This is a genomic window from Nocardiopsis dassonvillei subsp. dassonvillei DSM 43111, assembly GCF_000092985.1.
Classification (GTDB): domain Bacteria; phylum Actinomycetota; class Actinomycetes; order Streptosporangiales; family Streptosporangiaceae; genus Nocardiopsis; species Nocardiopsis dassonvillei.
In genome coordinates this window covers 3,023,734-3,043,291 of sequence record NC_014210.1, presented here as the reverse complement: position 1 = coordinate 3,043,291, position 19,558 = coordinate 3,023,734, and the positions used below count along the sequence as shown (strand labels likewise).

The window sequence follows — 19,558 nt, the reverse complement described above, 5'->3', positions numbered from 1 at the left end:
CTGGAGAGACCACGATGCCCCGCTCCCACCTCGGTGGGAGCGGGGCACGAGAGTGAGGGTCGGCATGGCGGTCGCCTCTCGGCGCGGGGCACAACGGGGCTCCTGGCCGTACGGTCACCCACCCGGAGGCGGGGCCGGACGCGGTATTCCGCGAAGGCAATTGTTGAGGCCCGGGGGACACTTGCTACCACACCGACCAACAGTGACTCTAACCCATCGGGCCGGGCCGTTGTTCCGCCACCGCGAGAAGCGGCGCATGCGCAATCTCACGGTACTCGCGGACCGGGGGAGGGAATGCGGTGGCCGGTCCCGCAGAGGGGCGCGGGACCGGCCGGGAAGCCCGCGAACCGAAGGTCACCCCTGGCGCGCGATGCTGGTCTGCTCGTCACGGGAGAGGAGCTTGAGACGCTTGCGACCGCGCTCGGCGCCCAGCTCCTCCTCGCGGGCCTCGATCCGCTGCCAGCCCTCCCACGTGGTGTAGTGGACGCCGCGGGCCTCCAGCAGGGCGCGGAAGGCGACCGGGTCGGGCTCGGAGGCGGGGGTGAGGGCCTCGCGGTCGGCCACCAGGTTGGTGACCGTCTCCAGGGCGTCGCCCTTGGTGTGGCCGATGAGGCCCACGGGACCGCGCTTGATCCAGCCGGTGGCGTAGACGCCGTCCATCGGCTTCTCGTCCAGGTCCAGGACCCGGCCCTCGGCGTTGGGGACGACGCCGCGCTCCTCGTCGAAGGGCAGGTCGGCCAGGGGCGAGCCCAGGTAGCCGATGGCGCGGTAGACGGCCTGGACCTCGTGGTCGACGTACTCGCCGGTTCCCCGGACGCCGCCGTCGCCGGTCAGCTCCATGCGCTCGGTCCGGAAACCCGTGACGCGGTCCTCGCCGAGCACGGCCACCGGGCTGTGCAGGAAGTGCAGGTGCAGGCGGCGCTCGGCGCCGCGCGGGTCGCGGATCGCCCAGTTCTGCAGGACCTTGACGTTGGTCTTGACCTGGTTGGAGTCCTCGCAGGCCTGGAGGCTCCCCTCGTCCATGTCGAAGTCCTCGGGGTAGACGATGACCTCGACGCCGGGCTGCTTGTCCAGCTCGCGCAGCTCCATGGGGGTGGCCTTGCACTGGGCGATGCCGCGGCGGGCGAAGACGTGCACGTCGGTGATCTGCTTGGCGCGCAGCCCCTCGTACACGTTGTCGGTGATGTCGGTCTCCAGCAGGTCCTCGGCGCTCTTGGCGAGGATGCGGGCGACGTCGACGGCGACGTTGCCCGCGCCGATCACGGCGACGCTGGTGCCCTCCACGTGCCAGGACGGCGACACGTCGGGGTGGGAGTCGTACCAGAAGACGAAGTCGGCGGCGCCGTGGCTGCCGGGCAGGTCGATTCCCGGGATGTCCAGCGGCCGGTCGCGGTCGCTGCCCGTGGCGAAGACGACCGCGTCGTAGTGGTGGCGCAGGTCCTCCAACTTGAGGTCCACGCCGTACTCGACGTTGCCGTAGAAGGTGATCTCCGGCTTGTCCAGGATCTTGTGCAGCGCCCCCTGGATCTGCTTGATGCGGGGGTGGTCCGGGGCGACGCCGTAGCGGACCAGGCCGTAGGGGGAGGGCAGCTTGTCGAGGATGTCGATGCTGACGGACGTGCCGCACGCGGACAGGGTCTCGTCCTTGGTGAGCAGGTCCGCGGCGTAAATCCCCGCGGGGCCCGCACCCACGATTCCCACTCGCAGTGGTCGCGTCATCGCACAGCTCCAAGTCTTCGCGCCAGAGTCGGACGCCATCAAAAGGTAAGGCTTGCCTAATCTATCCGGTGCCGGCACCGGGAAAACCTACTATAAAGGTAGAGAATTCCGCTCCCCGTCCCGGGCCCGCGTGGCGGGCCCCGGGGGTCCCGCGGGCCGTCGGCCCGGGCGGAACCCGGTAGGACCAGGTCGGGAGGCTGCCGCCGGCGCCCTGAGAGGTCCCTCAACAAGAGGTCAACGCCCCGTCACCGGTTCTCCAGTTCCGAACGGGCTGTGAAGAAAGTCACCGCCCGCCGGAGCGGTCCCGCGTGCCGGGGGCCGCACCGGGGGGAGGGGGAGTCCGACTCCCCCGGAAACCGACCCTACGCGCCCGAGGGGCGTCCCCGCTCCAGTTCGGCCTTGACCGAGGCGGCGAACCGGGGCACCTGCTCCTGCCCGGACAGCTTGGCGATGGCGGCCATGATGGCGTCGGTGGCCTCGCGGCGCGGGCGCGCCCTGTCCGCCTGGCCCTCCCAGGGCGACAGGTCCACCGGTTCGCCGAAGCGCACGCCCACCCGGTTCAGGGAGGGCACCCTGCGGCCGGGGGGCAGGATCCGCTCGGTGCCCGCCAGGGCCACCGGCACCACCGGGGCGCCCGTGGTCAGCGCCAGCCAGGCCAGCCCCGTCTGTCCGCGGTAGAGGCGGCCGTCGGGGGAGCGCGTCCCCTCGGGGAAGATCCCGAAGACCTCGCCGCGCTCCAGTACCCCGAGGCTGTTGTCCATGGCCTCCTGGGCGCTCTGGCCCGGGCGCCGGTCCACCGAGAGCTGGCCGATGGCCCGCAGCGCGCGGGTGAACAGCCGCCGGGGCAGGGTCCCCTCGTCGAAGAGCTCCTGCTTGGCGATGAAGCGCACCGGCCGGGGGCAGGCCACGCCGATGAAGAGCGGGTCGATCAGCGCCAGGTGGTTGACGGCCAGGATCACCGGACCGCGACGGGGGACGTGGTGCGCGCCCTCCACGCGCTGGGGCCACACGACACGGGTGGCGGGCGCGATGACGGTCTTGGCCGCTCCGTACAGGGTCACTCGGTCGCCTCTTCTCGGGGTGGGGTGGGGTGGTCCGCGCGGGGGTGACGGACGTGCGGAGGGCTCCCGTGTCCGTGTCTCCCGAGCTTATCGGGGCCGCGGAGCGGAGGACGTGGACGGAGGGTGTGATCGGGCCGGGCGCGGGTGCCGTGGCGCCGGTCACACGCGCTAGGCTATGGTCTAGACCTCTGGTGCAGGTCAGGGGTCCTTTCCCCGGACGCGCGAGCGAGGAAGAACAGCCATGCCGAAACTGGTCGACGTCAGCCACCAGATCACCGACGGGATGACCACCTCTCCGGGCCTGCCGGAACCCGCCGTCGAGGAGAGCACCGCCGTCGCGGGCTCCGTCCCCGGCCACGCCACCAGCAGCGGCCGCGTCACGATGGTCGGCGCCACCGGCACCTACGTGGAGACGCCCGCCCACCGCTACCGGGACGGCGCGGACCTGGCCGACCTGGACCTGGCCCGCGTGGCCGATCTGCCCGGCGTGGTCGTCTCCGTCGGCTCCGCCCGGGTCGGCCCGGAGGCCTTCTCCGGCCTGGACGTGCGCGGACGCGCCGTGCTGGTGCGCACCGGCTGGGACCGGCACTGGCGCACCGAGTCCTACGGCCACCCCGAACACCCCTACCTGACCGAGGCGGCGGCCAAGGCGCTCGTGGACGGCGGCGCCACCCTGGTGGGCATCGACGCGGTCGGCGTGGACGACCCCTCTCCCGCCGCCGAGGGCGCCCGCCCGGCGCTGGCCGTCCTGCTCGCCGCCGGCGTCCCCGTCGTCTCCCACCTGTGCCTGCTCGACCAGCTCCCCGAGGAGGGCTTCACCTTCTTCGCGGTGCCCGCCAAGATCCGCGGGATGGCCGCCTTCCCCGTGCGCGCCTTCGCCCTCGTGGACTGACCGGCCGCGCCCCCGGAGGCCGGGGGCGGGCGCGGGGCGGGCTCACAGGTCGGCGTCCAGATCCTTCTGGGCCCGGCGGTGCTCGCGCTGGGCCCGCCGCTCGGCCTCCTGGCGCGCCGCGCGCTCGTCCTGGGCGACCGCGCTGGTCATCGCGTTGGACAGCGCCCGCAGCTCCATGTTGATCCTGGGGTAGGCGGGCAGCCGGGGGATCGCGCCCATGCGGGGCGTACGGCGCTCCCTCATCGAGGAGATGAGTTCGCCGAAGGCCAGGTCCACCCGCTGCAGGGTGATGACGCCCGCCGACTCGGGCCGGTCCCGGGCCAGCGCGGACAGGGCCAGGTAGCCGGTGCGCTGGGTGGCCACCACCACCGGCCACAGCGGCAGCGTGGACGCCGCGCGCGGCGCGTCCCCGATCGCGCTGTCGTAGACCCCGCGCAGGTTGACCAGGGCCGCGCGCATGTCCCTGCGCAGCCGGTAGCGCCGTTCGGGGCCGATCTCCACGTCCTGGTCCAGGACCGCCATGATGCACTCGCGCGAGGTCTCCAGCACGCTCGTGATGGCCTGGGGCAGGCGGGTCGCCGACGCCCTGCGCCACAGCAGCAGCGAGCCCAGCAGGCCGAACACCGAGCCCACGACGGTGTCGATGATGCGCGACCCGGCCAGGTCGGTGATGGGGTCGGGCGCGGCGGTTCCGGCCAGCAGCAGCGCCATCGGCGTCACCAGGACCGAGGCGTAGAAGAAGTTGCGGCCCACCACCAGCTGGGTGAGCCCCTGGAACAGTCCGGCGAGCACGATGACCACGGCCAGCGGCGGGTGCGTCGCGATCAGCGCGGCGCCGATGAACACGCCCACGAGGGTGCCCAGGGACCGCTGGAGGGCCCGGTTCATGGTCAGGACCACGCTGCCCGCCTGGAGGACGGCGGTCGCGGTCAGGCCCACCCAGTAGTAGTGGTCCAGGCCCAGCAGGAGGCTGAACGCGCCCGCCGCGGTCACCGTGATCCACATGCGCAGCGCGGTGGGGCGCACCAGCGAGTCCGAGCCCAGGCTGGAGCGCAGCGCGTCCCACAGCGCCGGATAGCGCTCGTCGTGCAGGGTCGCGGCGTGCTCGTCGTCATCGTGGGAGAAGCGGCGCGCGGCCTGCGCGGCCCGGGCCAGCTGGCCGTAGAGCCGGGCCTCCAGGGAGCGGGGGCGCAGGCCCCGGCGCAGTTCGTCGAGCTCGTCGGGGTCGGGGCCCAGGGAGGGGTCGGCCACGGCCGGGGCCATGCGCTCGGCGAAGTCGGCGGCCTTCTCGGGCAGGGTCGTGGGGCGCGCCATGCACACCTGGGTGGTGGCCAGGTGCACGTCGGAGACCCACCGCAGCAGGGAGCGCAGCCGGGCGGCCTCGGGGCTGGTGCGGTAGCCGCGGGTCTGGGCCAGCAGGACGATCCGCCAGGCCTCGGCCACCGCCACCGAGGCCTCGTGCTGGGCGTGGTCCAGGTCGGGCGTGCCCACGGCGCGCAGCAGGGAGGCGAGCTGGCGGTAGGCCCCGGCCACGGCGCGGTACTCGGGGTGGCGGGCGCGCACGGGCGCGCCCGACATTGACACCGACCAGCCGATGGCCGCGCCGAGGGCGGCCACCAGGGCGTGCAGGGGGACGTCGGCCAGACCGCCGGGGGCGATGGTGGAGATCGCGCCGACCAGGACGAAGAACAGGGGGCCCGGTCTGTCCACCCGCCAGGCGGCGCACAGCCAGGTGGCGATCCCGGCGGTCAGGCCGATGGAGAACACGGGCGCCCAGGAGGCCAGGGCCGAGGCCAGCGAGCCGAGGGTGACGCTGGCGACGAAGCCCAGGCCGACCAGGGCCAGGGCCGCCGAACGGTAGGCGTAGGGCGTCTTCTTCTCGTACAGGACGGTCATGGAGCCCAGGGCGGCCAGGGTGCCGACCTCCGAGCCGAACAGCCACGTGGCCAGGGCGAAGGACAGCGACATGGACACGGCGGCCTTGACCGCGGTGGTCCACGCCCAGGCGCCGGGCTGGAGTCCGAACAGCGCCCGCAGGTCGACCCTGGGGTGGGGTCGTTCGGCCACCTCGACGCGTTCGGCTCCGTGTCCTTCGCCGGGGGAACCACCCACGTTCATCGGTCCGGTGTCTCCAGTGGTTCCCAGATCTCGCACGATTCCCATCCTAGACCGGGACGAACCGGCACTTAGGTGACTTACTGAACATCCGTAGGGGCGGGCCGTGGACAGGGGCCGGGCCGTTCGGAGCGGGCTGTTACGTGGTGGTGCGCTCCGCGTCCTGCCCGGCCGGGGGCGCCCCGGCCCTCTCCGCGCGCTGTTCGGCCAGCTCGGCGCGGGCCACGGCCCGATCGCGCGCCTCCTCGGCCAGGGCCAGCCGCGCGGCGGCGGCCTCCCGCGACTCGGCCAGGGTGATCTCGGCGTTGCGGCGCTGGGTGTCCAGGTCGGCCGCCAGGCGCTCGCGGTCGGCGCGGAGCCGTTCCAGCTCGGCGGTGAGGCGTTCGCGCTCGTCGGCGGCCGCCGCGCGGTCCGACTCCAGGCGCTCGCGGGTCCGCTCCAGTTCGGCGTCGAAGCGCTCCCGTTCGGCGGCCAGGGTCCGGGCGGCCTCGCCCGCGCGCTCCTCGGCGGTCTCGGCGCGGGCCCGGGCGCTCTCGGCCGCCAGGACGGCCTCGTCGCGCCGACGGGCGTGCTCGGCGGTCTCGGCGCGCAGCCCCTCGGCCTCGGCGTGGGCGTGCTGGAGCCGCCGGGCGGCCTCGGCCCGCTCGTGCTCCAGCTCCTCGCGGGCGCGGGCGGCCTGTTCGGCGATACGGCGTTCGGCGGCGGCCAGCCCGGCGTTGGCCTCGGCGACGGCGGCGTCGCGTTCGGTCCGGGCCCCGTCGGCGAGGGCGCGCTGCCGGTCGCGCTCGGCCTCGGCGGCGTCCCGGGCGGCCAGGGCCTCCTCGGCGATGCGCTCGGCCTCCTGGGTGGCGGAGACGGCGGAGGCGGCGGCGTCCTCGGCCACGCGCCGGGCGCTCTCGGCCTCGCGGCGGCGGTTCTCCGCCTCCAGGCGGGCGGCGTCGGCCTCGGCGGCGTGCCGGGCTCCGGCCAGGCGGGCGGCCTCCACCTGGGCCTCGGCCGCGGCCGGGTCGGTCATGGTGGAGAAGGCCTCGGTGGCCGCCTGGAGGGTGGCGGTGAGCTGCTCGCTCTGGACGGCGAAACGGGTGAGCAGGTCGTCGGCGCGCAGGCGGGCGGAGGTGACCGGTTCGGTGCTGAAAGCGGGGGAGGAGCCGGCGGTGTGGGGGGAGGGCGCGGCGGAGTCGGCGGCGGAGGGCTCCTGCGCGGCGCGGGCCAACTCCTCCTGGCGTTCGGCCTCCTGGGTCTGGCGCTGGCGTTCCTTCCAGGCGCGCCAGCGGGTGTGCTCGGGGAGGTCGCAGTACTGCGGCGGACGGCCGGGCGAGGAGGCACGGGGCACGGGCCGGTCGCAGCCGGGGAAGTTGCAGGTGTTGGAGTCGGAGGCCACGGGGTGAGCGTAGCGGTTCGCCCCCGTGCGGCGCGGAGGTGTGTCGGGCACGGCGACCGGGCACCCGCGCACCCGCGCTCCACCGGGGGTGGACGGCCGCCGGCGGTTCCGCGCCGGCCCCTCGGGCGGACCGCCGACCGCGGCCCGCGGGCGCGGGCTGACACGAAAGCCCCCTTCCCGGTCCCGGAGGCCGGAAAGGGGGCTTGGGCTCCCGCGGACGCTAGTCGTGGGCGCCGAAGGCGTCCACGCGGCAGACCATCGTGGTCACGAAGGGGCGGAAGCCCTCCTCCTCCAGGAAGCGGATGTCCTCGGAGGCCGTGGCCAGCGCGGAGAACTCGATGTCGCGCACGCCCATGCCCGCGAGCTGGCGGCGCACCTCCTCCAGCAGCTTGGAGGCCACACCGCTTCCGGTGTACTCGGGGTCGATGGCGAAGGTCTGCACCACCGCGCCCCGCGCGCCGCGGTCCCAGCTGCCCTGGGCGTTCTCGCGGATGGTGACCATCGCGTACCCGGCCAGGTCGCCGTTGCTCTCGGCGAGGATCGCCAGGGTCTCGGGGTCGGAGAGCCAGGCCGTGTACTGGGCGCGGCGGCGCCTCCAGGACTCGTCCAGGCTCACAGGGCCGATGATGTCCGCCAGGTGCGGGGCCGTCAGGGTGTGCTGCTGGTGGAGGGCGCCCCACAGGTCCGCGAGTTCCTCCACCTCGTGGGCTCCCAGGTAGCGGAAGCTGAGCACACCGACGTCGGACTGTCGAGGTTTGGTCATCAGCGAATTTTGCATCTTTTTCTCACCCGTTCCACCAGCATTGGGTGCTGATCCCCCCGGGTCTCACCCGTGGTTGAGCTGTGGCACCGACTGTACGTGTCCGTATCGACCGTAACGTGCCCGACACGGAGAAAGAGGCGTCAGAGATTGCTGAAAGAGAAGAAGATCTGTTTTTTCTTTGAGCGTGGAGTCCGGTGACGATGTGCATGGAATCACGCCCCTAACCTGCGCAACGCGTACGAAACCACCCTGAAATCTGTACGTGCTGCCATAAGTTGGAGGCCATGATCGACGTTCGGCGGCTACAGCTCCTCCAGGCACTCGACCACCACCACACGGTGGCGGCGACCGCGGAGGCGCTCAACGTCACCCCGTCGGCGGTCTCCCAGCAGCTCGCCGCCCTGGCCAAGGAGGCCGGGGTCCCCCTCGTCGAACGCAACGGCCGCCGTTTCCTGCTCACCGGCGCGGCCCGGGTCCTACTCAAGCGCGCGCACGTCATCTTCGCGGAGATGGAGCGCGCCAGCGCCGACCTGGCCGAATACGCCGAGGGCGACCGCGGCGTCGTCCGGATCGGCGCCTTCTCCACCGGGATCAGCGACCTCATCGCCCCGGCCCTGGCGCGCCTGCGCACGAGCCACCCGGACTGGTCCTTCCAGGTCGTCCAGGCCGAGCCCGAGCACAGCGCCGAGATGGTGCGCTCGGGCCGCCTGGACATGGCCCTGACCATGTCCACCGGCCACCTGCCCGCCAGCGGCGACCCGGACTTTCGCGTCGATCCGGTCATGGTCGAGCTGTTCGACGCGATCCTGCCCTACCAGCACCCGCTGGCCGCGCGCACCAGCCTCCACCTGGCCGAGGACCTCGCCGACGAGGACTGGATCCTGTCCGCGCCCGGCACCGCCTGGCACGAGTGCGTCTCCGGCGCCGCCCACCAGGTGGGCTTCCAGCCCCGTGTGGTGCACACCGTGGACGACTTCAGCGCCGTGTTCTCCCTGGTGCAGGCGGGGCTGGGCATCGCCCTGATGCCGCGCCTGGCCTGGACCGGCCTGAGCACGCCGCGGATCGTGGTGCGGGGCGTGCGCGAGAGCGCGCGCCGGCACATCGTCGCCCTCTCCCGCGCGGGCGCCTCGCCCGAACCCCTGCTCACCGCCATGCGCGAGGCCGCCAGCAAGGTCCCCGTGCCGTCGGTGGGGCCCTTCGCCATCGCGGGCTGAGGCTCCGCCCCGCCCGGCCACCCGTCCCGTCCGGACGCCGCGCTCCGTCCCGGCTCGCCGGGCCCCGCCCTACCCGGCCAGCACGCCCGCGGCCGACTCGCGCAGGTACTCCGCCACCAGGCGGATGGGCTTCCACGCCCATCCGCCGGTGCGGCCCGCCAGGTGGACGCGGCGGACCCCGCCGAGTTCGCCCAGGGGCGCGTGTGCCACCCCGCGCCGGGTCACCGCCGACAACCGCGGCACCACGCCCACCCCCAGACCCTCCGCCGCCAGCTGCTCGAACAGTTCCAGGTTGTCGATGCGGTGGACGACGCGCGGCGTGAACCCGGCCTCGGCGCACATGCGCTGCACCAGCGCCTCCTCGTCGCGCCGGTAGGGGCTGACGATCCACGCCGCCTCCGCCAGCTCCCGCAGCCGCCGCCGGGTCAGGGTGCGGCTGTCGGCGCCCTCCGAGGGCTGGGCGAGCAGCAGGTCCTCACTCCCGATCGGGTGCACCGTCAGCGTCCCCGGAAAATCCCGGGGAAGCAGGCTGTACTGGTACACCACCCCCAGGTCCGCCCGCCCGTCCTGGAGCAGCTCCAGCGCGTGCTCGGACTCGTGCTCGGTCAGGTGGACGTCGATCCCGGGGTGGTCGCGCCGCAGACGGCGCAGCGCGGGCAGCACCAGGGGCGCCGCCGTGGTGTACATCACCAGGTCGACGCGGCCGACCGGCTCGCCCTCGCCGTCGAACTCCGCCCGCGCCGCCTCCACCCGCGCCAGGATGCCCACCGCGTGCTCGGCCAGCCGCCGCCCGGCCGGGGTCAGGCGCACCCGCCGCCCGTCGGGCGCGATCAGCGGCACGCCCGCCTCCCGCTCCAGGACGGCGAAGTGCTTGGAGACCGCCGACGTGCTCATGCCCGTGACCTCGGACACGGCGGCCATCGTGCCCAGCCGCTCCAGTTCGACCAGCAGGCGCAACCGGGTGAAGTCCATCCACAGAAGCTACCCGACCGTCCACCGGAACTACACGATCCATCAACCAATGGTCCGTGGACAGAAACGGACCACGTCGGTGCAATGGTCGGGTGATCCGCTCTCTCGCTCCCTCGCTCCGCCGTGCCCGCTTCGGGGTCCCGGCGCCCCTCATGCTGCTCATCGGCATGTTCACCCTGCACACCGGCAGCGCGCTGGCCGTCACGGCCTTCGCCCAGGCCAGCCCCGCCACCGTCACCTGGCTCCGGCTGAGCTGGGCCGCGCTCCTGCTGCTGGCCCTGGGCGGCCGCTCCCTGTGGCGGGCGGTGCGCGCGGCGTCGCGGCGCGAACTGGGCGCCGTGGTGATCCTGGGCACAGCGAGCGCGGGGATGATGCTGTTCTACTCCGAGGCCACGGCGCGGATCGAACTCGGCACCGCCACCTCCATCGAGTTCCTCGGCACCCTCGTGGTGGCCGTGGCCGCCATGCGCCGCCGCCGCGAACTCGTGTGGATCCTCGCCGCGGTCGCGGGCGTGCTCTGCCTGACCCGCCCCTGGCAGGGCGAACTCGACCTGGTCGGGGTCGGCTTCGCCCTGGCCGGCGCGGTCTGCGTGGTGGGCTACATCGTGCTGACCCAGCGGGTGGGCGCCGGGTTCGGCGCCGTGCACGGCCTGGCCCTGACCATGACCGTGGGCGCGGTGGTCAGCGCGCCGCTGGGCGCCCCCGGCCTGGTCGCCGCCCCCGACCCGGACCTGGTGCTGTTCACCCTGCTCATCGCGCTGCTGTTCCCCATGGTGCCGTTCCTGCTGGAGATGGTGGCCCTCCAGCGGATGAGCCGCACCGCCTACAGCACCTTCTCCAGTCTGGAACCGGCGGTCGCCCTGGTGATGGGCCTGGTGGTCATCGGCCAGGCGCCCGCCCTGGTCCAGGTCGTCGGCATGGTGCTGGTGGTGGTCGCGGGAGCCGGCGCGGCCCGGGGCGACGGCTCCCGCCGCCCCGCCGTGCCCGACCTGGCGGCGGCCACCGCCGCCGACCCGCACCGGCCCGAGGAGGGAGCACGGCCGGAGGAGATCGGCGCGGCGTCGGGCCGGGCGGTCTGAGGGGACCGCGGTCACTCGGACTCGGGGACGCGGACGTGGGTTCCCGAGGCGATCTCGCGCAGCGCCCGGACGTGCTGGTCGAAGGCGGCCCGCCCCTCAGCGGTCAAGGATAGGGAGGTGCGGGTGCGCCGCCCCACCGCGGCCTTGTGCACCTTCACGTAGCCCGCGTTCTCCAACACCGTGACCTGCTTGGACAGCACCGAGTCCGAGACCTCCACGGTGTCGCGCACGAAGCGGAACTCCGCGCGGTCCACGGCGGCCAGCGCCGCCACGACCGAGAAGCGCACGGGGGAGTGGATCACCTCGTCCAGCCTGCCGCGGGGGTGCTCCATCAGGCGCTCCTGCTCCGGCGCAGGGACACGTGGGCCGCCGCCAGCGGCGGCGCAGCGCAGGCCAGGGCTGCGGGCACCCACCAGGCGGGCTCCCCGGGGAAGGCGTACATGCCGACGAAGAGGGCGACCGCGTACAGCACGCCCCACACACCCATCGTCCACAGGTGCAGGGACGCGTACCCCCGCGGCTGCACCGGCTGGCGCACGGCGAACACCGTCATCACCGCCATGGCCGCCCCGAACCCGGCGGTGGAGGCGGCGATGGCCCACGGGGAGGGGAACAGGCCCACCACCAGCACCAGGGACAGCGTCGCGACGCCGAACACCGCGCCGTAGACCGCGTACCACCCGCCCCGCGAGCGCGTCCGCGTCCCCACCGTCTCCGCCCGCTCCAGCGCGTCCAGCGCCTCGTTCCTGCGCATGCCGTTCTCCGTTCGCTCAACCTGTTGTCAGCATGGCACTCACTTTCCAACTTGGCAAGTGATTGACTCTCTGGAAGGCGAGACTGGGACGCACGCGCAAGCCCCGTCCCACAAGCGACATCCGTCACTCGCGTCACTTCGCCGCGCCGGTACGGAGCGTCTCCGGAATGCACTAGCTTGGTGCGAACCATGGCCGCGAAATCTGATCTCGAACTCCTCCGCGCCTACGAACCGGTGCTCATGTGCACCAAGGGGGAGCTCTTCTTCCCCACCGACGTGGACGCCTACGTACGCAACTGCAGCCTGTGGATCGAGGAGCCGGGCGGCGGCGAACGCCGCCTCGTCCCGGCCGGGGAACTCACCCTCGACCGCCTCGGCCGGGCCGAGGCGGAGTGGCCCGGACGCCACAAGCACCTGCGCTTCGTCCAGGAGGAGACCCTGCGCGAGGAGGCCCGCCGCTACAAGGGCGTGGCCCGCACCGTCATCCCCAAGAGCGGCCGCCTGGCCGCCGTCGGAGTCCTGGGCCGGGTCCTGGACATCCTGATGAAGCTCTCCCTGCTCATCCGCGGGGCCGTCCCCGGCGGCCTCACCTTCGCCGCGGTGACCCGCTACCGCGAGCGCGTCGACAACGGCGGCGTCACCTACTACGGCCGCGTCACCCGCGAGGGCGGCTACACCATCCTCCAGTACTGGTTCTTCTACGCGATGAACGACTGGCGGACCATCTACGGCGGCGTCAACGACCACGAGGCCGACTGGGAGCGCGTCACCGTCTACGTCGTGGACAACCCCGACGGCACCACCCGCCCCGTCTGGGTGGGCGCCTCCTCGCACGAGTACCACGGCGACGACTTGCGCCGCAGCTGGGCCGACCCCGACCTGCACCGGGACGGCGACCACCCCATCGTCTACGTCGGCGCGGGGTCGCACTCCCACCAGATGCTCCCCGGCGACTACCTCATCCAGGTCGACCCCTCCTTCCTGCGCGGCCCCATGCGCGCCTGGCGGTGGATCACCCACCGCATCTTCCGCGCCGACAGCGTCCTGAACCGGCACGGCATCGGCGTCCCCTTCGTCGACTACGCCCGCGGCGACGGCATGCGTCTGGGCCCCGGCGGCGACCGCGAGTGGTCGGCCGTCCTCATCGACGACGACACCCCCTGGCTGACGGGGTACCGCGGCCTGTGGGGACGCGACACCGGCGACTTCTTCGACGGCGAGCGCGCCCCCAGCGGCCCGCGCTACGAGCGCGACGGCACCATCCGCCGCTCCTGGGCCGACCCGCTGGCCTGGGTGGGCCTACAGAAGGTCGCCCCCACCGAACCCGCCGCCCGCGCCGAGCTGCGCGCCCACGTGCGCGCCCTGGACGATCGGCTGCGCACCCTGGACGCCGACGTCATCAGCCGCCGCGACCGCCTGCGCCAGCTCCACTCGGCCCGCATCGTCCTGGAGCGCGAGGCCCACTCCCGGCCCCGCGCCCGCGAGTACGCCGAGCGCATCGCCGCCCTGGAGATGGAACTGGGCGAGGTCTACGAGACCCGCGTGCTGACCGCCGACGAGCGCGACACCCACCTGCGCGCCCTGGCCGCGGACACCCCGCTGGTGCCCTCGCCCACCGGGCACCTCAAGGCCCCGCACCTGCCCTACTCCTCGGGGACGCAGCGCTCCACCCGCTTCCTGCACCTGTGGGTGGCCCTGAGCACCCCGCTCCTGCTGATCTCGCTCGCGCTGCCCATGTTCGTCCTGAACGGGCAGTACACCTTCTACGCGATGATCGGCGTGGTCGTGGTCTTCGCCGCCGTCGACTCCGTGGCCCGCCGCAAGTTCGTCCAGTACCTCATCGGGCTGGCGGTCATCGCGGTGGTCGTCGGACTCGTCGTGGGGGTCGTGGCCGCGTTCGTGGTCAACTGGCGCATCGCCATCACCGTCCCCGTCGCGGTGATCGTCGTGCTGCTGCTCGTGGTCAACGTCCGCGAACTCCTGCGCCGCTGACCCGCTCCGCCCCGCGCTGGCGCCCGCCGCCCGCGCGGGGCAGCATGGGACCCATGAGCGACGCGCTGTTCGACCGCCCGCCCGCGCAGGTGGCGCCCGGCGCCGTGCACGTGCCCGGCTGGCTGGGCCCCGAGGAACAGGCCGACCTGGTCCGGCGCTGCCGCGACTGGGCGCGCGGGCCCGCCGGGATGCGCCGCCACACCATGCCGCGCGGCGGGGTGATGAGCGTGCGCATGGTCAGTCTGGGCTGGCACTGGTCACCGGGGCCCAACCCCCACGCCGAGCGGCGGGGCCCCGGGCCCTCCCGGCACCGGCAGGCCTACTCCTACGCCCGGCTCCTGCCCGACGGCACACCCGTCCAGCCCTTCCCCGACCTGCTCGGCGACCTGGCCGCCCGGGCCGTGGAGGCCGCCTACGGCGCCCCTCCCGGCCCGGACGCCGACCCCTACGACGTCGCCCTGGTCAACTTCTACGACGCCGACGCGCGCATGGGCATGCACCAGGACCGCGACGAACTCTCCGCCGAACCCGTGGTCTCCCTCAGCCTCGGCGACACCTGCGTGTTCCGTTTCGGCAACACCGAGACCCGCAACCGCCCCCACACCGACGTCGAACTGCGCAGCGGGGACCTGTTCGTCTTCGGCGGCCCCTCCCGCATGGCCTACCACGGCGTCCCCCGCACCCGGCCCCGAACCGCGCCGCCCGCCCTGGGACTGGACGGGCGGCTCAACATCACGGTCCGCGCCTCGGGGCTGCGCGGCTGAGGATCCCCGTCCGGGACCCGGCACCGCCGCGCCCTCCCCGGTGGAGGACGGCTCCGGCCGGACTGCCCCGCCCCGTTCGGGGCAGTCCCTCCTGAGAGCGCTCACCCGACGGTCCGGTGCCGACGGGACAGCGCGCCGTTCGACCACGCACGGGAGGGGAAGACCACGTATGAGCGACTCCGCGCCGGAACGCATCATGGACCTGGGCCGCAGGAGGGCCGCGCTGCCCGAGCGCGGCTCGCCCGGCCCGGTCCGCGCGGTCCTCTACCGCGACGGGCGCCGCGAGCGCGAGGCCGACACCGTCGCCGAGGCCCGCGGCGCCGCCGAGCGCGATCCGGGCCTCATGGCCTGGATCAGCATGACCGCCCCCGCCCGCGACCAGCTCACCGAGGTCGCCCGCCTCTTCGGCCTGCCCTCCCTGGCCCTGGAGGACGCCATCGTCGCCCACCAGCGCCCCAAGGCCGAGGTCTACCGGGGCGTGCTCTTCCTCGTGCTGCGCCCGGCCCGCTACGACACCGTGCGCGAGTCGGTCGAGGTCGACGAGATCCACCTCTTCGCGGGACGGGACTTCGTGGTCACCATCGGCCACACCGAACAGGTGGACTTCGAGAGCGTCCGCGACTTCCTGGAGGCCGAGCCCCGCCTCCTGGCACACGGGACCCTGGCCGTGGTCCACGCCGTCCTGGACCTGGTCGTGGACGGCTACGCGCCCGTCGTCTCCGAACTCCAGGACGACATCGACGAGGTGGAGAACCAGGTCTTCGGCGGCGACTCCCGGGCCTCCCGGCGCACCTACCGCCTCGCCCGCGAGGTCATCCTGCTCTCCCGCGCCGTCGAACCCCTCGGAACCGTCCTGGACAGGCTCATGGGGCCGCTGGCCCACGACCACGAACGCCCCGGTCCACCGGACCCGCGGCCGTTCGCCGACGCCCTCGTCGAACCGGAGGGGCCCCGCCCCCCGGCGCGCCGCCAGGGCTTCGCCTCCGCGGACCCCTTCCGCATCCCCGCCGAACGGCGCGGCGAGCTGCACCACCGCCTGCGCGACGTCGCCGACCACGTCGCCGCCGTGCGCGAGCGCGTGGACGGCTTCCGCCAGCTGCTGCAGAACATCATGTCGGTCAACAGCGCCCTCATCGACCAGGCGCAGAACGAGGCGATGAAGAAGGTCTCCTCCTGGGGCGGCATCCTGGTCGTGCCCACCCTCATCTCCTCCGTCTACGGCATGAACATCTCCCCGGGCGGCGACTACCACTGGGCGTTCAGCTGGCCGCTGTCCCTGGCCCTCATGGCGCTGACGAGCCTGAGCCTCTACCTTGTCTTCCGTCGCAACGGTTGGCTCTGAGAGCCTGTTGACGGAGGTGGGGATGACGGGGGACGGATCCGCCGAGCGCGAGGTGCTGCGGCTCATGACCGGGCCGTGGGTGGCCCGGGCGGTGGCCACCGCGGTCGAACTGGGCGTGCTCGACCGCCTCGCCGGGGGCGCCGCCGACGCGGCGGCCCTGGCCGCCGAACTGGACCTGCACCCCGACCGGCTGGGACGCCTGCTGCGCCTGCTCGCGGCCGTGGGGGTCGTGGAGCACCGCGACGGGCGCTACCGGCCCACGGAGGTCGGGGCCGCCCTGCGCCGGGACCACCCCTCGGGCATGGCCGACCTGGCGCTGCTCTACGACAGCGACATGTTCACCGCCGCGTGGGCGCGCCTGGGCGAGAGCGTGCGCACCGGCGGCACCGCCTTCGAGGCCGCCCACGGCACCGACGTGTTCGCCCACCTGGAGCGCCACCCCGGCGACGCGGCGCGCTACACGGCCGGGATGGCCGCGAGCGGCCGCTTCTCCACCGCCGTCCCCGACGTCCACGACTTCACCGGCGCCCGCACGGTGGTCGACCTCGGGGGAGGGGACGGGGAGCTGCTGGCCACCGTCCTGGCCCGGGCTCCGCACACCCGCGGGGTGCTCGTGGAGCGCCCGCCCGCGCTGGCCGCCGCCCGCGCCCGCCTCGGCGCGTACGCCGAGGCGGGGCGGTGCGAGCTGGTGGAGGGCGACTTCCTCCGGGGTGTGCCCCGGGACGCCGACGTCTACCTGCTCAGCCGGGTCCTGCACAACTGGTCCGACGAGGACGTCCGCGCCGTGCTGCGTAACTGCCGCGAGGCGATGGCCCCCGACGGGCTGGTGCTGATCGCCGAACGCGTCCTGCCCGACGACGGCGCCTCCTGGCTCACGGCCGTCCTGGACGCGCACATGATGGTGATGACCACCGGGGCCGAGCGCACCGAGCGCGAGTACGAGGCGCTGCTGCGTTCGGCCGGGCTGACCACCCGGGGGATCCGCGACCTGCCGCTGGAGATGCGCCTGCTCGTGGCCGGACCGGTGGACGGAGACGCCTGACCCGCACCGCCCCTCACATGCGCCAGGGCAGGTGGAGCCACGGGCTCTGCGGGTCCTTGGCCAGCACCGCGTGCGCCCGCACCGAGTCGGTGTAGTACGGGCCGAACGCGCCCTCGTCGAAGGCCATCGCCCGTCCCAGCACGAACCCGGCGGACATCTCCTGCCACGACCCGTGGTAGCGCATGGACTGCGCGCCCGCCCGCAGGATGTGCGCGTGCGCCGCGCGCTCGTCGGCGTACCCGGCGTTGACGCCCCACCGCGCGAGGTTGACCGCCCGTCCGAAGTCGTAGGCGCGCACCGTGCGCACCGGCGTGCCCGGGGGCAGCACCCCGTCCCGCACCATGCGCTCCTCGTACTCCCAGACCTGCGCGGCCGCCGTCACGAGCTCCTCGTACAGGCCGGGGGCGGCGTTCCGCTCCTGGCACCAGCGCACGATCAGGTCCGGCCAGACACCCGCGTCGAAGGGCCACCCGGGGGCCTGAGCCATGGCCAGGGAGCGCAGGTCCAGCACGATCGACAGCGCCGTCGGGGAGCGCGCGTCGTCGGTCAGGCGGCGCAGCGCCCGGTCCCAGCCCGCGTGGTCGGTGATGCCCCAGGAGTCGCGGAGCTTGTCCCGCTCGTCCTGGGCGTCGCAGCACGAGCACGAGGAGTGCACCGCGTTCCACACCCCGCCGTTGGCCGTGGGCATGTGCGCGCCGGAGGCCAGCGCGTGCGCCATCGGGCCCTGGAAGAACCCCTGCGGGTCGCTGCGGAGCCTGGTCCGCGCGGAGAACAGTCCCATGTCCCCTCGTGTCCTCTACTTCTCTCCGGTGTCGAGCAGGCGGTCGATCCGTCCCGCCTCGTGCCTGGCCGTGACGGCGTGCTCCTCCGAGGCCAGCAGCGACTCGCGCCACTTCTCGGCGGTCTCGGCGACCTGGACGTCCAGCCGCCGCACGGTCGCCTCGGCGGTGTCGCGGGCCTCGGCGCGCCTGGAGCGGTCGATCACCAGCGCGACCCCGGCGCCCGCCGCGGCGGCCACGCACAGGAACCAGACCAGGCCGCTGCCCGAGGTCAGCCCCAGCAGCGCCAGCAGAGCCGCCATGGCGAGGAGGCCCCAGGCGTAGGTCCGGGCGGGGCCGGTGTCGCGCCAGCGCTCGCGCAGCTGGGTGCGGGCGCGCTCCAGCTCCCGGGGTTCGGCGCCGTGGGAGGAGACCGTCACCCGCACGCCCTGCGCCTGGAGGGTCGTGGAGTCCTCCACCGGCGCGGCGGCCTCGCGCACCAGCTCCTCGGCGCGCTCGGCCACGGCCGAGCGCTGCAGGGCCAGGGCGAAGGTGCGGCGGTGGGGCGGCCCGTCCCGGCGGACCAGGTCGTCGCCGAGCAGGGAGGCGACGGTGCCCACGGGGTCGGTCCACCGCCGCGGCGCCGCGCCCTCGCCGCTGCTCTCGATGACCGCGCGCAGTTCGCGGGCGCGGGCCAGCAGCGGGGCCTCCTCGGGGCTGCCCTCCTCTACCAGCAGGCGCAGGGTCTCGTTGAGGAACGCCGCGCTGACCTCGTCGGGGGCGAGCGCGGCGGCGGAGGCGTCCTGCCCGTCGAGCGCGACGACGCGGGCGACGCCCTCGCGCAGCGCGGTGATCCGCCGCGCGGCCTCGGCGCGCCCGGCCAGACCGCCGGTCCGCTTCCCCCGGGAGGCCGGGGCGCCGGGCTTCCCCGCGCCGGAGGCCGGGGAGCCGGGGGCGTCCGCCGCCAGGGCGGACAGGCCCGCGGAGGCCGGGACGCTGACCTGGGCCTCGGACCAGGCGCGCAGCGTGGACAGCAGCAGGTGCTGTCGGGCGTCGTCGCCGAAGGAGCCGTCGGCGGTGAGCAGCCACAGGGCGCGCTGGCCCCGGGTCACCTCCTCGGCGGGGGAGGGCAGGTGCGGGAGCAGGTCGGCGGTCGCGGCGGTGTCCATGGCGCGGGCGTGGCCCGCGCTGGTCAGGGCGGTGGCCAGCGCCGCGAAGTGGCCCGCGCGCTCCGCGTCGCGCCGGGCGGCCTCGTCGAAGCGGACGCGGGCGGTGTCGGTGTCGCCCTCCAGCAGCGCGTGCAGGCCGAGGGCGGCTGGAACCAGCCAGTAGCCGGGGACGTCCTCCAGGTCCAGGAGGGCCGGGGGTACGCCGTCCAGCATCTGGAGGGTGCGGTGGCGGGCCAGGGCGGCTCCGTCGAACATCGCCAGGACGGCGCGCACGTCGCTGAGTTCGATGAAGGCGTCCAGGGAGGCCGAGACGCGGTCCAGCCTCTGTTCGAGGGTGCCCCGGACGCGGGACAGCTCCGAGCGCATGCTGCGGCGTTCGACGGCCATCTGGTAGTGGGCCGAGCCCAGACTCTCCTCCAGTTCCCGGATCTTCCGGTTCTGGGAGTAGTCGATCCAGTCGCTCATGGGGTCCTTTCTCGCGCGGGGCGGGCGGGGCCGACGGGGGAGGGGGCGCGCGTGCAGTGCGACGATACGGGAGGCC

Annotated in this window: 17 protein-coding genes; 7 read left to right on the top strand and 10 right to left on the bottom strand. The window is 74.0% G+C overall.

What is annotated here, in order from left to right; genetic code table 11:
- Window positions 1–354: 354 nt before the first annotated feature.
- Together NDAS_RS12610 and NDAS_RS12605 are read right to left on the bottom strand one after the other, a co-directional pair.
- Window positions 355–1,701: an FAD-dependent oxidoreductase gene (locus tag NDAS_RS12610; RefSeq protein WP_041552742.1), complete on the bottom strand. Its 1,347-nt coding sequence runs from the start codon at window positions 1,699–1,701 to the stop codon at window positions 355–357.
- Between the two features lie 380 nt (window positions 1,702–2,081).
- Window positions 2,082–2,780 carry a lysophospholipid acyltransferase family protein gene (locus tag NDAS_RS12605; RefSeq protein ID WP_013153576.1) on the bottom strand — a complete coding sequence of 233 codons (699 nt, stop codon included), beginning with the start codon at window positions 2,778–2,780 and terminating at the stop codon, window positions 2,082–2,084.
- Between the two features lie 241 nt (window positions 2,781–3,021).
- Between NDAS_RS12605 and NDAS_RS12600 the strand changes: the two genes are divergently transcribed.
- Window positions 3,022–3,672 carry a cyclase family protein gene (locus NDAS_RS12600; protein WP_013153575.1) on the top strand — a complete coding sequence of 217 codons (651 nt, stop codon included), beginning with the start codon at window positions 3,022–3,024 and terminating at the stop codon, window positions 3,670–3,672.
- Between the two features lie 42 nt (window positions 3,673–3,714).
- Here NDAS_RS12600 and NDAS_RS12595 read toward each other — a convergent pair whose 3' ends face one another.
- The 3 genes from NDAS_RS12595 to NDAS_RS12585 form a co-directional block, all read right to left on the bottom strand.
- Window positions 3,715–5,790, bottom strand: a complete 2,076-nt coding sequence (locus NDAS_RS12595; protein WP_013153574.1) for an FUSC family protein — start codon at window positions 5,788–5,790, stop codon at window positions 3,715–3,717.
- A 136-nt stretch (window positions 5,791–5,926) separates the two neighbouring features.
- Window positions 5,927–7,168 carry a coiled-coil domain-containing protein gene (locus NDAS_RS12590; RefSeq protein WP_041553153.1) on the bottom strand — a complete coding sequence of 414 codons (1,242 nt, stop codon included), beginning with the start codon at window positions 7,166–7,168 and terminating at the stop codon, window positions 5,927–5,929.
- A 220-nt stretch (window positions 7,169–7,388) separates the two neighbouring features.
- Window positions 7,389–7,931 (bottom strand): GNAT family N-acetyltransferase, encoded by a 543-nt coding sequence (locus tag NDAS_RS12585; protein ID WP_019611128.1) that lies wholly within the window; start codon window positions 7,929–7,931, stop codon window positions 7,389–7,391.
- 284 nt (window positions 7,932–8,215) lie between these two features.
- Here NDAS_RS12585 and NDAS_RS12580 point away from each other — a divergent pair, with 284 nt between their 5' ends.
- Entirely contained in the window at window positions 8,216–9,145 is a 930-nt protein-coding gene (locus NDAS_RS12580) for a LysR family transcriptional regulator (protein ID WP_013153571.1), read from the top strand.
- A gap of 69 nt (window positions 9,146–9,214) precedes the next feature.
- Here NDAS_RS12580 and NDAS_RS12575 read toward each other — a convergent pair whose 3' ends face one another.
- Window positions 9,215–10,117 carry a LysR family transcriptional regulator gene (locus NDAS_RS12575; RefSeq protein WP_013153570.1) on the bottom strand — a complete coding sequence of 301 codons (903 nt, stop codon included), beginning with the start codon at window positions 10,115–10,117 and terminating at the stop codon, window positions 9,215–9,217.
- 92 nt (window positions 10,118–10,209) lie between these two features.
- Between NDAS_RS12575 and NDAS_RS12570 the strand changes: the two genes are divergently transcribed.
- Complete coding sequence (locus NDAS_RS12570; RefSeq protein ID WP_041552740.1) at window positions 10,210–11,196, top strand: EamA family transporter; 987 nt, start codon at window positions 10,210–10,212, stop codon at window positions 11,194–11,196.
- Window positions 11,197–11,207: 11 nt separating this feature from the next.
- Here the strand turns inward: NDAS_RS12570 and NDAS_RS12565 are convergent, their stop codons facing one another.
- Complete coding sequence (locus tag NDAS_RS12565) at window positions 11,208–11,528, bottom strand: winged helix-turn-helix domain-containing protein (RefSeq protein ID WP_013153568.1); 321 nt, start codon at window positions 11,526–11,528, stop codon at window positions 11,208–11,210.
- A complete protein-coding gene (locus NDAS_RS12560; protein ID WP_013153567.1) occupies window positions 11,528–11,950 on the bottom strand; it encodes a hypothetical protein in 423 nt (140 codons plus the stop codon). The genes NDAS_RS12565 and NDAS_RS12560 overlap by 1 nt, the downstream gene beginning before the upstream one ends.
- Window positions 11,951–12,139: 189 nt before the next feature.
- On the opposite strand from NDAS_RS12560, the gene NDAS_RS12555 reads away from it, so the two are divergent.
- From NDAS_RS12555 to NDAS_RS12540, 4 genes are all read left to right on the top strand, one after another.
- Complete coding sequence (locus NDAS_RS12555; protein ID WP_013153566.1) at window positions 12,140–13,942, top strand: NPP1 family protein; 1,803 nt, start codon at window positions 12,140–12,142, stop codon at window positions 13,940–13,942.
- Window positions 13,943–13,995: 53 nt separating this feature from the next.
- Window positions 13,996–14,706, top strand: a complete 711-nt coding sequence (locus NDAS_RS12550) for an alpha-ketoglutarate-dependent dioxygenase AlkB family protein (RefSeq protein ID WP_013153565.1) — start codon at window positions 13,996–13,998, stop codon at window positions 14,704–14,706.
- 169 nt (window positions 14,707–14,875) lie between these two features.
- Entirely contained in the window at window positions 14,876–16,048 is a 1,173-nt protein-coding gene (locus NDAS_RS12545) for a magnesium and cobalt transport protein CorA (protein WP_013153564.1), read from the top strand.
- Between the two features lie 22 nt (window positions 16,049–16,070).
- Complete coding sequence (locus NDAS_RS12540) at window positions 16,071–17,090, top strand: methyltransferase (protein ID WP_013153563.1); 1,020 nt, start codon at window positions 16,071–16,073, stop codon at window positions 17,088–17,090.
- A 13-nt stretch (window positions 17,091–17,103) separates the two neighbouring features.
- On the opposite strand, the gene NDAS_RS12535 is transcribed toward NDAS_RS12540, so the two are convergent.
- Together NDAS_RS12535 and NDAS_RS12530 are read right to left on the bottom strand one after the other, a co-directional pair.
- Window positions 17,104–17,871: a DUF1266 domain-containing protein gene (locus tag NDAS_RS12535; RefSeq protein WP_013153562.1), complete on the bottom strand. Its 768-nt coding sequence runs from the start codon at window positions 17,869–17,871 to the stop codon at window positions 17,104–17,106.
- Window positions 17,872–17,886: 15 nt separating this feature from the next.
- Window positions 17,887–19,482 carry a hypothetical protein gene (locus NDAS_RS12530; RefSeq protein WP_013153561.1) on the bottom strand — a complete coding sequence of 532 codons (1,596 nt, stop codon included), beginning with the start codon at window positions 19,480–19,482 and terminating at the stop codon, window positions 17,887–17,889.
- Window positions 19,483–19,558 lie beyond the last annotated feature (76 nt).

Coding starts and splice junctions, on each gene's coding strand:
- NDAS_RS12600 (WP_013153575.1), top strand. CDS start 3,022: ATGCCGAAACTGGTCGACGTCAGCCACCAGATCACCGACGGGATGACC.
- NDAS_RS12595 (WP_013153574.1), bottom strand. CDS start 5,790: ATGAACGTGGGTGGTTCCCCCGGCGAAGGACACGGAGCCGAACGCGTC.
- NDAS_RS12585 (WP_019611128.1), bottom strand. CDS start 7,931: ATGACCAAACCTCGACAGTCCGACGTCGGTGTGCTCAGCTTCCGCTAC.
- NDAS_RS12580 (WP_013153571.1), top strand. CDS start 8,216: ATGATCGACGTTCGGCGGCTACAGCTCCTCCAGGCACTCGACCACCAC.
- NDAS_RS12575 (WP_013153570.1), bottom strand. CDS start 10,117: ATGGACTTCACCCGGTTGCGCCTGCTGGTCGAACTGGAGCGGCTGGGC.
- NDAS_RS12565 (WP_013153568.1), bottom strand. CDS start 11,528: ATGGAGCACCCCCGCGGCAGGCTGGACGAGGTGATCCACTCCCCCGTG.
- NDAS_RS12560 (WP_013153567.1), bottom strand. CDS start 11,950: ATGCGCAGGAACGAGGCGCTGGACGCGCTGGAGCGGGCGGAGACGGTG.
- NDAS_RS12555 (WP_013153566.1), top strand. CDS start 12,140: ATGGCCGCGAAATCTGATCTCGAACTCCTCCGCGCCTACGAACCGGTG.
- NDAS_RS12550 (WP_013153565.1), top strand. CDS start 13,996: ATGAGCGACGCGCTGTTCGACCGCCCGCCCGCGCAGGTGGCGCCCGGC.
- NDAS_RS12545 (WP_013153564.1), top strand. CDS start 14,876: ATGAGCGACTCCGCGCCGGAACGCATCATGGACCTGGGCCGCAGGAGG.
- NDAS_RS12540 (WP_013153563.1), top strand. CDS start 16,071: ATGACGGGGGACGGATCCGCCGAGCGCGAGGTGCTGCGGCTCATGACC.
- NDAS_RS12535 (WP_013153562.1), bottom strand. CDS start 17,871: ATGGGACTGTTCTCCGCGCGGACCAGGCTCCGCAGCGACCCGCAGGGG.
- NDAS_RS12530 (WP_013153561.1), bottom strand. CDS start 19,482: ATGAGCGACTGGATCGACTACTCCCAGAACCGGAAGATCCGGGAACTG.